This window comes from Yersinia sp. 2541 StPb PI (assembly GCF_052217145.1).
GTDB lineage: Bacteria > Pseudomonadota > Gammaproteobacteria > Enterobacterales > Enterobacteriaceae > Yersinia > Yersinia enterocolitica_E.
The window spans coordinates 611647-626704 of the sequence record NZ_JAZGQB010000001.1; the positions used below are offsets into that span (position 1 = coordinate 611647).

Consider the following 15058-nt stretch of genomic DNA (forward strand, 5'->3'; position numbering starts at 1 on the left):
CTTGAACTCAGTTGTCAGACCCGAAAACATCCGGGTCTGGCCCGAGGCGTTTATTGCTGTCTAACTTCGAAATTGCCGTCAGTTCATCTTTATGCAATTTAAAATCAAACACTTCAAAGTTTTCCTTGATACGCGCCGGTGTTACCGATTTCGGGATAACGATCAACCCACAATCGAGATGCCAGCGGATCACGACCTGTGCAGGTGTTTTATTGTATTTTTGCGCTAACTGGCGAATAACGGTTTGATCGAAAACGCCCTCACCACCTTGGGCCAGCGGGCTCCAGGATTCGGTTGCAATATGATGGGTGGCATTCCACGAATGGAGCTGGCGCTGCTGTAGCAGTGGATGTAGCTCAATCTGATTGACGGTTGGCGCCACACCCGTTTCATCAATCAGCCGTTGCAGATGAGGAATCTGGAAGTTACAGACACCAATGCTGCGAATTAAACCTTGTTCTTTCAATTTGATCAGTTCACGCCAGGCACTAACGTAGTGATCCTGTGTTGGGTTGGGCCAATGGATCAGATAGAGATCGACATAATCGAGCTGAAGTTTGCTCAGGCTCTCTTCTAGTGCTTTTTTCGGATCCTGCTGGCTGTCATTCCACAGTTTAGTGGTAATAAATAGCTCATCACGAGCCACACCCGCCGCCTTCAGTGCCGAGCCGACACCCTGTTCATTTTTATAAATTGCCGCAGTATCGACAGAGCGATAGCCCACCTCGAGTGCTTTGCTGACAGCAAGCTGTGTTTCTTCAATCGTTGCTTGCCAAACGCCAAGGCCAAGTTGTGGCATCAGGTTGCCATCGTGCAATTTGATAATGGGTTGTGTTGCCATGTCTATCTCCTTCGCTGACTGATTGGGCTGTGTTTGCCCTGTTTACCCGTAATGTAAGTTTAGTCGTGATCATTCTATTTATGATCTTGCTAGCGATTAATCATGTGTGAGAAGTATCAAAATGTGCACAGATCTATCGGCGATCTGCCACTGAGAGATGAACAGCAAAATGCGTGGTAATAAGCTAAAGCCTAGCAGTTAATAACGATAGCACCCTTTTAACGGTAAGTGAAAAGAGTAAGTAGATGTTGAACAGAAGGCATCCTGTTCAACGATGCCTTCTGTGTTGAAAACTGTAAACTGGGCTGATGCTATTATTAGACCGCAGCTTCGTAGATACGTTTACTATCAGCTAAAGTGATATCACTGTGTTCGCCAAGCTGAGTCATACCGTGCTCTTCCAGTTTTTTAATCAAATCAGGAATAGAACTGCCATCCAGTTTGTAGGCCGACAGGCGAGTAGCAACGCCCATGCTTTCAAAGAAATGACGGGTAGCTTCAATTGCGGCATCGATGCGGTGCTCTTCGCTACCGTCACGTAGGCCCCAGACACGCTCCGCGTATTGCAGCAGTTTGGCGCGCTTTTGTTGCTTCTTCGCCACTAACAGAGCGGGCAGTACTACCGCCAGCGTCTGAGCATGGTCCAGACCATGGCGGGCGGTCAGTTCGTGGCCTAACATGTGTGTCGCCCAGTCTTGTGGCACACCGGCCCCAATCAGGCCGTTTAATGCCATAGTGGCACTCCACATAATATTGGCGCGCACATTGTAGTTTTCTGGCTCCGCCAATGCTTTCGGACCTTCCTCAATCAGGGTTAACAACAGCCCTTCAGCAAAGCGATCCTGCACTTTTGCATCAACCGGGTAAGTCAGATATTGCTCAATGGTATGTACAAAAGCATCGACAACACCGTTCGCGACTTGGCGCGGTGGCAAAGTATAAGTGACAACCGGGTCCAGCACGGCAAACAGTGGCTGGACAAAGGGTGAGAAGAAGTGCTGCTTATCACCAGTTTCACGGCGGCTGATAACTGCGCCATTGTTAGCTTCAGAACCGGTAGCAGGCAGGGTCAGCACTGAACCCATTGGCAGTGCTTCTTTAATATCGCTGCCAGTGGTTTGCAGAATATGCCATGGTTCTTGTGGGTAATTGACGGCAGCGGCGATGAATTTGGTGCCATCTAATACTGATCCCCCTCCCACCGCTAGCAGGAAGTCGATTTTCTCCGCCCGGCAAAGCGCAACAGCTTTCATCAGGGTTTCATAGGTTGGATTCGGCTCAATACCGCCAAACTCCAGGAAATCAAAGCCTTTCAGTGCCTGATGGACTTGATCCAGCACACCATTTTGTTTGATGCTGCCGCCGCCATAGGTAATCAAGATGCGGGCATCAGCAGGAATTTCTTTACTCAATTGTGCTATTTGACCAGTACCGAACAGCACTTTAGTGGGGGTATGGAGGGTAAAGTTTTGCATTATTTGTCTTCCAGCTTATGGGTGATGAACAATTATGGTAATCAAAACGCGACGTATTAGCCGGTGATGCAATGATTGTTTATTGCCGTACCATTGACAGCCATTGTCGGCAACTTAGCACGATACCTCAATGCACATTTCTGCCTTGCTCTTGCCTATTTCTCCAAAGCACTGTAGAAAATGCGGTAAATATTGCACAATTTATATCTGATCGTTTTAGTTGCTAGATTATCTCAGATAACTCCAGTAAGTGAGAGTATATGGTTGAGGTTAATGATATTCAGGTACAGATGGCCGAAAAAATTACACGTTTGGCTAAGGGGAATGGCTTAACGCCCTCTGCTGTGCCACGGGTGAAAATTTTGTACTCCACAGTGCACCAGCCGCGCACTCCGGTAATGTACACCCCCAGTGTAGTCATCATATTCCAGGGGCACAAAGTGGGTTATCTGGGCAGTAAAGTGTTTCAGTATGATCCGAAAAATTACCTTATTCTGACGGTTCCACTGCCGTTTGAATGTGAAACTTTTGCCAGCCCTGAAATACCTCTGGCGGGAATATCGATTCATATAGACAGCCAGATGCTACAGGATCTGCTGATAGATATAGGTGATGATGAGCTGGATAAACCGTTCGGTAATACCTCTGGCGTCAATTCATCGGCGCTGACCGAAGAGATGCTGTGTGCCACCGAGCGCTTATTGGATGTGATGTCCAATCCCCGTGATGCCAGAGTGCTCGGCCCACAAATTGTGCGGGAAATTCTCTACTATGTACTGTGTGGTCAATGCGGAGGAGCCTTGCAGGCGCTGGTTAACCGCCATGGGCACTTTAATCAAATTACCAAAACCTTGCGGCGTATTGAAAATCAATTTGCAGATAATCTGAATGTTGAGCAATTAGCGGCAGATGTGAACATGAGTGTTTCGGCGTTTCATCATAACTTCAAAGCCGTCACTAACACCTCGCCACTGCAATATCTCAAATCTTACCGGTTGCATCGCGCACGAATGATGATGTTGCACGATGGGCTAAAAGCCAGTACCGCAGCCAACAAAGTAGGGTATGAGAGTGCTTCACAGTTCAGCCGTGAGTTTAAACGCTATTTTGGTCTCACACCCAGTGAAGAGGTCGCTAAACTGCGGACTAACTGATTTTACGGCCCAGCGAATAATGGCAATAAAAAACGGCGCAGTGAGCGCCGTTTAACTGCTTGAGTCACGAGGCAAACACAGGGTTACTCAGTGACACTTTTACGTTTACACCACACCAACACCAGTGTGCCGACCAAACCAATCAGCAACAACACTATTGGTAAAATCATCAGTGCTGTCATCACCTGGTTTTCATAGTGCTTAACGAATGGGATATGACTTAGCGCGAAACCTAACCCAACGACACTCCCCACCCATAGCAGCCCGCTTAACCAATTAAAGAACTGAAAACGTGCACTGTTCAGGCCAGAAATACCCGCCAGCGTTGGCAGTAAAGTCCGTACAAAAGCGAGAAAACGGCCAATTATCAGGGCCGCCAAACCATGGCGTACAAACAGAGTATGGGCGCGTTGCCGATAATGAACCGGTAGCTGTAACAGCCACCTTTTAACTATTTTAGTATCGCCTAACCACAGCCCTTGCAGGTAACTGAGCCAACAACCCAAGCTGGCAGCAGTGGTTAAAATTATCATGGTCGGTAAGAACCCCATGACTCCCTTGGCAATTAATGCACCCGCCAATAGCAACAAACTATCACCGGGGAGGAAAGAAGCCGGTAGCAAACCGTTTTCTAAAAATAGGGTGGTAAAGAGAATGCCGTAAATGACCCAAATCACATTCGGATCGGCAAGTTTACTAAAATCCTGCTGCCATAAGGCATGAAGGATTTCGCGTAATACATCCATTTCTGTTCCTGTTTGCCTAGCGTGTGAGGATATTGTTGTAAGGACTGGTCTAGTGTATCCGTAATGGCGCGGATCCACATTGATCTTATCCTCAATAATCGAATTTTTGAGGGATATATACGTGTCGATGAGACTATTTGTGTAAGAGAGGATTAATGCGCGGATATTGTTACCGCGCATTAACAAATCAATCGTTCAGAAACCCTTACTGCACTGTTTTGATGCGCTCAAATCCTGCGGCCAAATCGTCCTGCAAATCTTGCACATTCTCCAGACCAATATGCAGACGGAACAGTGTGCCTTTTATCCCGTCCCCTTCATACTGACGAATGGCACGGATATTCTCCGGTTGATAACCCAGAATCAAGGATTCAAAACCGCCCCATGAAAAGGCCATACTGAAGTGGGTGAAATGGTCGAGATAAGCCTCTAACTGTTGCTGACTTAACTCTTCTTTTAATTCAAAAGAGAACAAGCCATTACAGCCAGTGAAGTCTCGTTTATAGAATTCATGGCCTTTGCAGCTTGGCAGGGCAGGGTGATAGACAGTGGCAACTTCCGGGCGCTGAGCCAGCCAGTTAGCAATTTCAATACTGCTTTTCTCGTGTTGTTTTAAACGCACGCCCAGTGTGCGCAATCCACGGCTAGCAAGATAAGCTGTGTCAGCATCAACCATTTGCCCCATCAGATAAGAGTCTTCCCGCAGTTGCTCCCAACAACGCGCGTTGGCAACGGCAATCCCCAGCATCGCATCAGAATGACCAATGATGTATTTAGTTCCTGATTGGATAGAGATATCAATACCAAAATCCAGTGCTTTAAACAGCACACCCGCAGCCCAGGTGTTATCCATCATAATAATGATGTCTGGTGAAACGGCCCGGATGGCTTGTACCATTGCCGGAATATCTTGTACTTCCATGGTGATGGAACCGGGTGACTCAAGGAATACCACTTTGGTTTTTGGGGTAATTAATGAGTCGATCCCGGCACCTATCATCGGATCAAAATAGGTCGTGGTGATATTCATGCGTGATAAAATTTTATCGCAAAAACTTTGGGCCGGCTCATAAGCAGAACCGGTCATTAGCACATGGTCACCCGTTGCGACAAATGACAAAATTGCGTTGCTGATAGCCGCGGCACCGCAAGGATAAAGGACGCAACCTGCGCCACCTTCCAGCTCTGTCATCGCCTCTTGCAGCGAGAAGTGAGTCAGGGTGCCTCGGCGGCCATAGAATAATTCGCCTTTTCCCCGATTGATAGTGGCATGCTTCTTCGCTTTTACCGAGTCGAAAACCAGCGATGAAGCTCGCTGGATCACCGTATTCACTGAGCCTTGAGTAAATCGTTTACTTCTGCCCGCACTGACTAAGGCTGTTTCCAGTTTTTCTGTCGTTTCTTTGTTTGCAGACATGATCGTGTCGTCACCTTTATATAGGATATGCTGTAGTTCCAGAGCCAGCATTCATTTTAGAGATATATTCCTTACGTTAGCATGATGATTGTTATGTGGGGGCAGCTTTCACCATGAAAAAAACTAAAGAGAGTGACGCGCTGTTTTCTGACGGTTTGTAATGGAGAAATTCTGTGTAAGTGGCAAAACAAGGGATTTATTAAGGAGTCTTGGTGAGAGTTCTTTAGTTCAATCAATCACTTCTTATCTTTATATCTAATGTTATCGGCATGGAATAATTAAGGTCGCTATCATTTCTATTAATTTACATAATTGTTTCAATCAGAATAATTCTCTTTCATTCTTAAAAAATCGTCTCAAATACTAATGATAATTACTATCAATTCCCGATTTGTTTGATATGATCGGCACCTGATTTCGTCCTTAAATTGATATGCATATTGGGTGGAGGCACAGCGTGAAAATAGCTGGCAAAGAGATTAAAGATAAATCATTCGTGCAAGGCCGGATGATAGCAGGCGTAATGGCATTATTGCTGGTGGCCGGTTTGGCAGGTCATGCACAGGCCGCGCCAGGCAACAGCAGTGCAGTCGCTGCATCTGTTGCTACACCAACAACTGCAACGTCAACCCCACTACCTACACCGGAAATCACACCGGTCGCTGCAAATGCACAAGCTGTTGCACCTGCAAACCCAGCACCTATGGTCCAGCCTCTGGCGGCACCTGTGCCACAAGGGTTGGCAATGGACTTATCTGTCTGGGGCATGTATCAGCATGCAGACGTCGTCGTTAAAGGGGTGATGATTGGTCTGGTGTTAGCCTCAATCGTAACCTGGACTATTTTGTTCTCCAAAGGTACTGAATTATTCCGTGCTCGCCGCCGTTTGCAGCAAGAACATGAAGTTATCGGGGCTGTGACTGATATGGATACCGCGTCTGAGCGGGCGGAGGCTTTTAGCACCGATAGCATTAGTGCCTTACTGCTACGAGAAGCGCAAAACGAGCGCCTATTGTCGACAGAATCCAATGATAACAATGGCATTAAAGAGCGTACGGCTTTCCGGTTGGAACGCCGTGTAGCAGCCATTGGTCGCCAAATGGGTAAAGGCAATGGATTCCTGGCTACTATCGGTGCAATCTCACCGTTTGTCGGGTTGTTTGGCACCGTGTGGGGCATTATGAACAGCTTTATTGGTATTGCTCATTCGCAAACCACCAATCTGGCTGTTGTTGCACCGGGTATCGCAGAAGCCTTGCTGGCAACGGCGTTAGGTCTGGTCGCAGCAATCCCTGCGGTAGTTATCTACAATATATTTGCTCGCTTAATTGGTAGTTACCGTGCACAGGTGGGTGACGTTGCCGCCCAAGTATTGCTGCTATTAAGCCGCGATCTTGATCTGGCGAGCAGCGCTGAGGCAAAGTCATCTAAGCATCCTCACCAATTGCGTGCGGGGTGATTTATGGCCATGCGTATGAATGACAATCTTGATGAAAGCGGTGAATTACACGAAATCAACGTGACACCCTTTATCGATGTAATGTTGGTACTGCTGATAATCTTTATGGTGGCAGCACCATTGGCAACAGTCGATATTAAAGTGGATTTACCAGCGTCTTCAGCGGTACCACAGCCGCGGCCGGAAAAACCGGTATTCCTGACAGTTAAAGCCGATAATCAGCTTTATGTCGGTGACCAGCAGGTTGACCGCGACACTCTGGCCGCGGCGTTGGATAAAATGACGCAATCCAATAAAGAAACCACTATCTTCTTCCAGGCGGATAAAGTGGTGGATTATGAAACTCTGATGAGCGTGATGGATGCGCTACGCAAATCAGGTTATCTCAAGGTTGGCTTAGTCGGTATGGAAGCGGGCATGGCAAAATAGCCTGCAACGCAGGCGCGGTTACGGTTGCCGCGCCTGACATTAATCTTTCGGCGTATTACGGCCCACTTCACTGGTATCTACCGCCCCCAACGCTTGTAGAAGGTCGCCTTCCAGTTCATGAGTATTTTGTGCTTCGTAGTAATTCTCCTCACCTACGCACTCTTTCCAATCGATATATCTTGGCGAACGGGTGTTATATAAAGGTTTATATCCAATAGCGATGAAAGCCATAGTGATCCCATTCTCTTTTATTTTTTTGCACATACCTTTTTTGATAAGGCTTTGTGTGACATAAAAACCTTTATTTTCTTTATGTGCACTTTCAAAGCTATCATTACCATCAGAAAGAATTATCATCAGCTTTTTATTGGTGTTAGAGCTGATTTCATTAAATAAATTATTAGCAGATAATATCCCTGAACTTATTAGTGTACCGCCTAAAGGGGACATATTAATCATATCATCGATAATCTCATTACTATCATGTTCATTTAATGAATAGGAGTTTGCTCGATTTAAACAAACGTAGCTATTGAATATGTCATCAACTGGAAAGTTAATTACTTTCGGTGGTATCACTGCGCTGTTGCGTGGTATTGAGTTTATCGTTGCAACGTAATCAATACTCTCTCCTATTATTTCAAGTTGATATAATTGTTGGAGGATCTTTTGTGAGCGGGAAAGGAATGTATAAGCAGACTCTGCATCTTCAATATTTAATTCATCAATTTTATTTTTAGTGTCATTATATATCTCGCTGGTTACTTTCCCATATGCGATATGGTCAATATTTTCTAATCCCTCCAATCCAGGGAATTTTTTTAACCCAGATAATGTATATTTACGAAGGTAATCACCATTTGGGCTATGTTGCTTTGGCACAAAAGGTAAATGGCAATACTCCTTCGTTTGTGCACCGTTCCCAATACGCTGTTTAGTCCCCCATGAAAATGGTATAAACCCTATGGTATGTATATTCTCATTTTTTAAGATGTTATTATTGAGGCGGTTAAATATGTCTCTCAACGCATCTATTTTTTTGGCTCGGATTCATTATGATTAAAATGATCATCCATTGAACCAGAGTAATCTGCGACAAATACTACATCTATATTCTCTATCGGTGCACTGATTATATTTTTTCTTGCTGCTCCTCTATCTGTTGCATTTATCATCGCACTAAAATTGGTTACTGGATTGTTAGTTAAAAATCTAGCCAAGTAGCTCATGTTGATCTCAGCCGCATACTCAATTCTGCCATTATTATTGATTATATCTATAGTCGGTGTTGAAAATATTTCTGCTGGCAGATAAGCATGAGCATAAGAACTCACTATGGCTTCATTCTGCGCTATTTGAGTTAAACTCGGAGTACTATGGTTATTTTCTACTGTCAGTGCTAATGTTGCTTGCTCCATTGCATCTGAGAGTTTGGCTTTTTTCTGTAAAAAATGAGTGAGCTCAAAAGAAAAAAATATTAGCCCAATAACCAAGGGCAAAAATATAATAAAGGGAAATAAGATAGCCCCTTGCTCATTCTTTATCAATGGCACCAATAGTCGTACTTTAATGTGAGTAAATCTATTTTTTATCATAAATAGCCTTTTTTATAAATAAGTTCATCCTCGCTAGGATTAACGCTCGATAGTTACCGCTGATGACCTTAATATAGGGATGGGTTCTATCTGGCTAAACAACGCTTGATACCCTGTGGGGGCAGGTAAACATAAGGTGACCTGGTACAGTGGCACCCACCGGCCACGATTACTGTAGGGTGATAAATCGTCCATTTCACGCAATGACATAATGGGTTGACAAATACCGACGCTAAACTCTTCACTCTTAGTATCATTAATAATCTTATTACCAGGTGCTGCTGATTCAGCGGGATTAAAATGTAATGTTTCAACTGTTATCGCGAAATTATCACTGGATATACCCGAAGTTAATAGCATATTGCTCGCCAGAGTTGTTAAATCATTAACATTATTTTGAGTTAGTATTTCATCATCAGAATATAACCTGTTCCTTTCCCGAATTATTCCGGCAAGCGAATAAGATATCCGGTCTAGTTTACCTACGGTTGATTGATATTCAGTCACTGAAATCAATAGTTTTATTAATAGCATTATTATGAAAATGACAAATGAAAACTCAATAATAGCTGAGCCATTATTATTGCTAATAAAGCCTATGTTATTGATTTTCTTGTACAAAAATCACCTCACGAGATAGTTGGATATTAGCCCAGCGTGAGGGGATAGGAAAGAAAATAGGTTGATAGATGTAAGTTACTGTGTATTTGGCCAGTGGCGACGTTTCTGAGCCTGAATATATCTGACTAATGAGGTCAGATATACTATTGCTAAATTCTACAGTAGTATTAATCGCATTGTTATTTGTTATGAAAACACCTAAAATACCATTCTGAGCATTTAAACTTTGCCTCAATATGGCACTATTACTGCCCTCTCTATTCTTAGTCGATTTTACCGCTTCTGAAACCGCCAGATCTAAACTGGCAGAGATATAGAGCAAACGGCCTATCTCTGCACAAGAGAGTAACGTCAATAAAAATAGAACAAAGACTACCGTAAAATCAATAGTGACCGACCCCTCATTCGAATGGAAGAATTGCTCTCTTATTTTACTCATTTACGCACCTTTATCACTTAATCTCTCTTGCTGAAGGCTCTGAACTTGACTTAGGGCGAGTATTAACTCATCCGGGTCTTTAGCCATTTTTTCAGCAATAATGATTTTTTTTGCATAGGTTGTATCACCGAGTTGAATCAGTGAAAAGACCAGGTTATGTAACCTTAACGAGTTTTTTTTACCCGACAAATAATCAGGTAATAATATTCTCACTGCATCGCTATAACGGTTATCAAGCATTGCTACTACCGCAAGATTATTCATTGCCGTCCCATCAGAAATAAATAAGGCTCGCGACTTTTCAATAGCTACTTCTGCTTTATGCACCTCACCACTATTAGCCAATACAATGCCGTGTAAGTTGTGAGCTTCTGCATTATTAGGAGAAATAGTTAATAATTTATTTATAACTGTTATAGCATTTGTCGAGTCATTATTGTTAATCAAGTTTTTGGCTTGCAAAATATATACAGGCTCACTCGGTTTGTTAATCATCGGTTGTAAATAATATAAAGATGACTTGGTGTCACCGGTAAGATAGTAGGCGTTAGCCAGTTTTAATCTTATCGCATCATCTTCTTTTTGTTTTAATCTGGTTCGGTATAAAGTGACCAATCCGGCATGATTATTTGCCTTTAGCAAGATACTCTCACGATATAGAAACTCTTTATTACTTATGCCACTATTCGTGGAGCAACCACTTATCATAAAAATTAAAAGTGAAACGGTAATAGTTTTTTTACATTGTTTGTACATATTTGAGTAACTCCAAAACGCTAGGTGATATAACTAACACAACAAAAGGAATAAGAATAAAAAGAAACATAGGGAAAGTCAGTTTTGTTGATAGCTTACTATTTTTTTCTTCTGTAATTAACAATTGCATTTCTCTCATATCTTGAGAGAGTTTTATTAGTTGTTCATAAACGGTTGAGCCGAAACTGATGCTATATTGTAATGCACTGCAAAACATTTTTATTTCTGTTTCGGTTGATAGTTGTTGAAATTCTTTAATCGCACTCTCTAGCCCATTAATTTCTGCGCGCTTAGTTATTTTTTCTACGATTAAACTTAAATCGATATTTATTAATTTGAATCTTTTAGCCGTATAGCTTAGTGCGCTATCTATAGTCATTCCTGATTGGACACAGGCAGCGGTAATATCGATAAAAAAGGGTAGCGAATTTAACATTTTTTTATTTTTTTATTCACAACATTTCTGGTAATAACTTTTGGTAGATATATAGTTGTTATCAGCATAAGCAAACAAATCATAAGGAAACTCATGCTACTAGTCGCTATGAAACTAGTTTTTACCAATATAATCATCACTATCAGAAATAGCGAAATAATCAATATCTTTAAATAAGTCACCTTATGAAGTATATAAGGTAATTTTATAAAAGAAGATAGCGCTATTTCTTTTTTATTTTTTGACTTTTTTATTTCACGTTTAGAGGATAAAATATGGTCATTGTTAATTTTATTATATATTTCTTTCTTATTGTATTTTTTCTTGCTAATGAGTAATGAGATAAAACCAAATAGTACCATGGCAATAAAAATTATATTCATAGTGCTTTCCTAAGCATTGACCTTATCAGTGCTATCCCAATTATCTCGCTGGAGATAATATAATAAAAAATAATCCTACCAGTAGGATGGTTCCACATTGACTCAATAATCGTTGGATCCATAAAGTAAAGAAAAAGAGAGAATACAAAAGGTATGATAGAGAGAATATTTACTGACATCCGTGTTTGTGCCGTCATAACGGCTTTCTTCTGTTCGGATGTTTTGCTTTTTGTGATCACTTGGGACAAACGACTGGTCAGTTCTCTTAATTGCCCACCTTGTTGCAAGTTAAGCAAAATGATGGTGATAAGAAAGTAAAACTCGGGGTAACGAAAGCGTTGATAGGCATCATAAAAAACAGTTTCAGGAGACTCACCTACATTCAATCGGCGGCAAATAAGGCTTAATTCATTCCCTAATGGCCCACCTACCTCTTTCCCACAACGTTCTAATACTTGGTTAATGCTGGCACCGCTACTGGCAGCCATATTAATCATCAACAAAACCTCTGGGAAATCTCTTTTAAATAGCGTGTGATTATTTTTACGCGAAAAGTGTATTTGAAAAAATATGATACTGAACAAAATAAATGTCAATACCACCAGAGTATTTATCCCAACCCATGTTTTATTTATAATGTAAATGCATATTGCATAACCGATAGGTATGGCTATATGCATTTTATTTTTGTTTATATCAATGCTTAATAAATAGTTCACCCATTCATTGGCTGTTTTTTTTAGTAATGACGTAAGGAAAAAATCATTGGTAGTGGTTTTTTTTGGGTTTTTAATTATGGTCTTCTTTATTTTTATCCATTTTAAGTTAATGAGTAAAAGTAATAGAATCCCAGATAAAAGTATTATGTTGTAAATCATTATTTCACCGTGGAAAAAATACTACTTAGTTCATTTGATAAGCTGTATATATCAGCATTCACCCTCACAGCAGATCGGCTGAATAAACCATGATTAATAAATTCTCCTTGGATTTTTCCCTGTTCGTCACGCTCTTTGGACGGTTCAAATGAGAATATGTTTTGTAATACGACATTGTCCCCCTCCATTCCCATAATTTCACTAATATGGCGTACCTTTCGTGAACCATCATTCATGCGTGAAACTTGCACAATAAGATTGATGGCGGAGGCAATATTTCGGCGAATAGTAAATATGGGCATATTAACTGGACCCATCATGATCATGCTTTCGAGTCGGGCAATAGCATCGCGGGGAGAATTAGCATGTAAGGTGGACATAGAGCCATTATGGCCGGTATTCATTGCCTGAAGCATTTCAAATGTTTCCTCACCACGGCACTCCCCGATAATGATCCTGTCGGGGCGCATACGCAGTGAGTTTATTACTAAGTCCCGCATCGTGATTTGCCCAGTATTCTCTAGCCCGGCGAGTCGTGTCTCCATCCGTACCACATGGGGCTGTTCAAGATTTAACTCGGCAGCATCTTCTAAGGTGATAACTCTTTCGTTTTCAGAAATATATTTTGATAATGCGTTGAGCAGTGTTGTTTTTCCTGAGCCTGTGCCACCAGAGATAATAATATTGACCCGGCAACTGGCTGCAATTATCAAGAAATTAGCCATATCACTGCTCATAGCACCCATATTAACCAGATCTTCTAGCTTTCGTTTGTTGGTACTGAATTTTCGAATTGAAAGTGCTGTGCCATCCAATGTGATTGGACCGATTGCCACATTGATTCGGCTACCATCAATTAGGCGTGCATCTGCTAACGGTCTACCTTCATCAATACGGCGATTGACTCTTTGCATCAGGCGTTTGGCAATATCAGTCAGTTGACTGTTATTAATAAAACGGCGGTTGGTTAAGGTTAGCAACCCATAACGTTCAACAAATATCTTTTCAGGGCCATTGACCATAATATCGCTAATAGACTCATCTTCCATCAGTTCTCTTAACGGGCCAAAACCGGTAATCTCATCGGCGATCGTTGCAATAATATCTTTTTGCTGCTGAGTATTTAATCTATATTCATTGTCATTAAATAAATCATCGTAGGTTTGTGAAAGTAAACCAAAAAGTTTGTCATAATCATCAACCAAATGTTCTACTTTATCGATATCAATGTTAGCCAGCATTTTTTCTCGTATTTCTTCTTGGATGATTAATGATATGTTCATTTTTAATTTTTACCTTTTAGAAGCTTTCTTAACCATGATTTTCTCTTGTTTGATAAATCAATGGTTATGCCTAATGTGTATTTAGCCAATTCGGTTATTATGGTTTTCTTTCGGCCAAAGTAATTTTTATCACTTAATGATTCCGTTGTTTTATGTATGAAAGGGATTCGTATATCTATCTTACGCCCAAGTAATGACGGGATATCTGAAGTATCCAGCATATCTCTTGTTATTGGTCTGCTTTCATTTAAACAGACTAATAGTCGGGTTGCTTGCCTGTTGTCTCGTTTAAATTTTTCATAAATATCAATAAACGTTTTAGCGACACGGACTGACATCATACTATTATCAAGCAATACGATAATGCAATTAGCGTGTTCTATATAATCAGTGAGTTTTTCTTTCGGTACGTTATGAATCGGTTGATCAAATACAATAAAATTGTGCTTTATATCTCTGTGTCCATCAATTTCAGCTATATCTTGCCCTTTACCAAACATAAGAGATAAATTATTTTGATATTCGGTTATTTCTGTAACCATTTTTTTTTCTGTAACAAGATCAAGATCCTGAGATCCATTATTGCCCTGTAATAATAGAGTTGGTGATTGCTTTATCTGTGTGATCGCGGTTGCTAAGTGATAACTGATCAGGGTGGTTCCGATGCCTCCCTTACAGCCCAATATACTGATAAAAAAGGCTTTCCTTTCAGACTCGATAGGGATGCCTTTGAGTAAATGTTGCGTCAATTCAGACAACTGCGACTTTATATTTAAGTATAATATGCCACGCTGAATGAATTGTTGGGCGATACCAATTGAATCAATATCGCCAACTAAAACACACCAACAGTCACGCGGGATAAGAATTTTTATTAAATCTAATGTTTTTTCAATATTATCATTACTCCCGATGTCAATAATAGCACCAATGGTTTTATCGGATAAATTTATTTTTGGCACGAGAAAAATACTCTCATCAAATGATTTAATATCATTAATATCGGCAAGCCTGACTTTCTCTGCGGTTTCTTCGCGCAGCCATTCCCTGCTGGAAATAATAGCAATGGTGTTTTTTATCTTATTATTTTTTTTGTTTATTGCATCTTTGTTAAGAATTAATTGCATATGTCACCATTAAAGGAAA

The 15058-nt window shown here is 41.4% G+C and carries 15 protein-coding genes and 1 pseudogene; 3 read left to right on the forward strand and 13 right to left on the reverse strand.

The window, feature by feature from the left end:
- Nucleotides 1-7: 7 nt before the first annotated feature.
- Together dkgA and yqhD are read right to left on the reverse strand one after the other, a co-directional pair.
- A complete protein-coding gene (gene dkgA, locus V1953_RS02680) occupies nt 8-841 on the reverse strand; it encodes a 2,5-didehydrogluconate reductase DkgA (protein ID WP_083162407.1) in 834 nt (277 codons plus the stop codon).
- Nucleotides 842-1158: 317 nt separating this feature from the next.
- Nucleotides 1159-2316 (reverse strand): alcohol dehydrogenase, encoded by a 1158-nt coding sequence (gene yqhD / locus V1953_RS02685; RefSeq protein ID WP_083162409.1) that lies wholly within the window; start codon nt 2314-2316, stop codon nt 1159-1161.
- Between the two features lie 260 nt (nt 2317-2576).
- Here yqhD and V1953_RS02690 point away from each other — a divergent pair, with 260 nt between their 5' ends.
- On the forward strand, nt 2577-3470 hold the full coding sequence (locus V1953_RS02690) for an AraC family transcriptional regulator (RefSeq protein WP_083162411.1): 894 nt from the start codon (nt 2577-2579) through the stop codon (nt 3468-3470).
- Nucleotides 3471-3553: 83 nt separating this feature from the next.
- Here the strand turns inward: V1953_RS02690 and V1953_RS02695 are convergent, their stop codons facing one another.
- Together V1953_RS02695 and metC are read right to left on the reverse strand one after the other, a co-directional pair.
- The gene (locus V1953_RS02695; RefSeq protein ID WP_083162413.1) at nt 3554-4216 is read right to left on the reverse strand and encodes a DedA family protein; all 663 of its coding nucleotides are present in this window, start codon (nt 4214-4216) and stop codon (nt 3554-3556) included.
- 205 nt (nt 4217-4421) lie between these two features.
- Entirely contained in the window at nt 4422-5633 is a 1212-nt protein-coding gene (gene metC, locus V1953_RS02700) for a cystathionine beta-lyase (RefSeq protein ID WP_083164051.1), read from the reverse strand.
- Between the two features lie 457 nt (nt 5634-6090).
- Between metC and exbB the strand changes: the two genes are divergently transcribed.
- Nucleotides 6091-7092, forward strand: a complete 1002-nt coding sequence (exbB, locus tag V1953_RS02705; RefSeq protein ID WP_083162415.1) for a tol-pal system-associated acyl-CoA thioesterase — start codon at nt 6091-6093, stop codon at nt 7090-7092.
- 3 nt (nt 7093-7095) lie between these two features.
- Complete coding sequence (gene exbD, locus V1953_RS02710; protein WP_083162417.1) at nt 7096-7521, forward strand: TonB system transport protein ExbD; 426 nt, start codon at nt 7096-7098, stop codon at nt 7519-7521.
- A gap of 39 nt (nt 7522-7560) precedes the next feature.
- Here the strand turns inward: exbD and V1953_RS02715 are convergent, their stop codons facing one another.
- The 9 genes and pseudogenes from V1953_RS02715 to V1953_RS02755 form a co-directional block, all read right to left on the reverse strand.
- Complete coding sequence (locus V1953_RS02715) at nt 7561-8547, reverse strand: hypothetical protein (RefSeq protein WP_442850613.1); 987 nt, start codon at nt 8545-8547, stop codon at nt 7561-7563.
- Nucleotides 8548-8552: 5 nt separating this feature from the next.
- On the reverse strand, nt 8553-9116 hold the full coding sequence (locus tag V1953_RS02720; protein ID WP_442850614.1) for a TadE/TadG family type IV pilus assembly protein: 564 nt from the start codon (nt 9114-9116) through the stop codon (nt 8553-8555).
- A gap of 39 nt (nt 9117-9155) precedes the next feature.
- Nucleotides 9156-9737 (reverse strand): tight adherence pilus pseudopilin TadF, encoded by a 582-nt coding sequence (tadF, locus tag V1953_RS02725; protein WP_442850615.1) that lies wholly within the window; start codon nt 9735-9737, stop codon nt 9156-9158.
- Nucleotides 9718-10176, reverse strand: a complete 459-nt coding sequence (locus V1953_RS02730; RefSeq protein ID WP_442850616.1) for a TadE/TadG family type IV pilus assembly protein — start codon at nt 10174-10176, stop codon at nt 9718-9720. Before V1953_RS02730 ends, tadF begins: the two co-directional genes overlap by 20 nt.
- A complete protein-coding gene (locus tag V1953_RS02735) occupies nt 10177-10932 on the reverse strand; it encodes a tetratricopeptide repeat protein (protein WP_193784771.1) in 756 nt (251 codons plus the stop codon). It abuts the gene before it with no gap.
- Nucleotides 10916-11751: pseudogene (locus V1953_RS02740) on the reverse strand (type II secretion system F family protein). Before V1953_RS02740 ends, V1953_RS02735 begins: the two are co-directional and overlap by 17 nt.
- Nucleotides 11748-12629 (reverse strand): type II secretion system F family protein, encoded by an 882-nt coding sequence (locus V1953_RS02745; protein ID WP_083162423.1) that lies wholly within the window; start codon nt 12627-12629, stop codon nt 11748-11750. The pseudogene V1953_RS02740 and the gene V1953_RS02745 overlap by 4 nt, the downstream one beginning before the upstream one ends.
- Nucleotides 12629-13912: a CpaF family protein gene (locus V1953_RS02750; protein WP_372569669.1), complete on the reverse strand. Its 1284-nt coding sequence runs from the start codon at nt 13910-13912 to the stop codon at nt 12629-12631. Before V1953_RS02750 ends, V1953_RS02745 begins: the two co-directional genes overlap by 1 nt.
- A 2-nt stretch (nt 13913-13914) precedes the next feature.
- The gene (locus tag V1953_RS02755; RefSeq protein ID WP_442850617.1) at nt 13915-15039 is read right to left on the reverse strand and encodes a pilus assembly protein CpaE; all 1125 of its coding nucleotides are present in this window, start codon (nt 15037-15039) and stop codon (nt 13915-13917) included.
- Nucleotides 15040-15058 lie beyond the last annotated feature (19 nt).

Excerpts from the sequence above, each read along its gene's own strand:
- dkgA (WP_083162407.1), bottom strand. The coding sequence starts at position 841 with ATGGCAACACAACCCATTATCAAATTGCACGATGGCAACCTGATGCCA.
- yqhD (WP_083162409.1), bottom strand. The coding sequence starts at position 2,316 with ATGCAAAACTTTACCCTCCATACCCCCACTAAAGTGCTGTTCGGTACT.
- V1953_RS02690 (WP_083162411.1), top strand. The coding sequence starts at position 2,577 with ATGGTTGAGGTTAATGATATTCAGGTACAGATGGCCGAAAAAATTACA.
- V1953_RS02695 (WP_083162413.1), bottom strand. The coding sequence starts at position 4,216 with ATGGATGTATTACGCGAAATCCTTCATGCCTTATGGCAGCAGGATTTT.
- metC (WP_083164051.1), bottom strand. The coding sequence starts at position 5,633 with ATGTCTGCAAACAAAGAAACGACAGAAAAACTGGAAACAGCCTTAGTC.
- exbD (WP_083162417.1), top strand. The coding sequence starts at position 7,096 with ATGGCCATGCGTATGAATGACAATCTTGATGAAAGCGGTGAATTACAC.
- V1953_RS02720 (WP_442850614.1), bottom strand. The coding sequence starts at position 9,116 with ATGATAAAAAATAGATTTACTCACATTAAAGTACGACTATTGGTGCCA.
- V1953_RS02730 (WP_442850616.1), bottom strand. The coding sequence starts at position 10,176 with ATGAGTAAAATAAGAGAGCAATTCTTCCATTCGAATGAGGGGTCGGTC.
- V1953_RS02735 (WP_193784771.1), bottom strand. The coding sequence starts at position 10,932 with ATGTACAAACAATGTAAAAAAACTATTACCGTTTCACTTTTAATTTTT.
- V1953_RS02745 (WP_083162423.1), bottom strand. The coding sequence starts at position 12,629 with ATGATTTACAACATAATACTTTTATCTGGGATTCTATTACTTTTACTC.
- V1953_RS02750 (WP_372569669.1), bottom strand. The coding sequence starts at position 13,912 with ATGAACATATCATTAATCATCCAAGAAGAAATACGAGAAAAAATGCTG.
- V1953_RS02755 (WP_442850617.1), bottom strand. The coding sequence starts at position 15,039 with ATGCAATTAATTCTTAACAAAGATGCAATAAACAAAAAAAATAATAAG.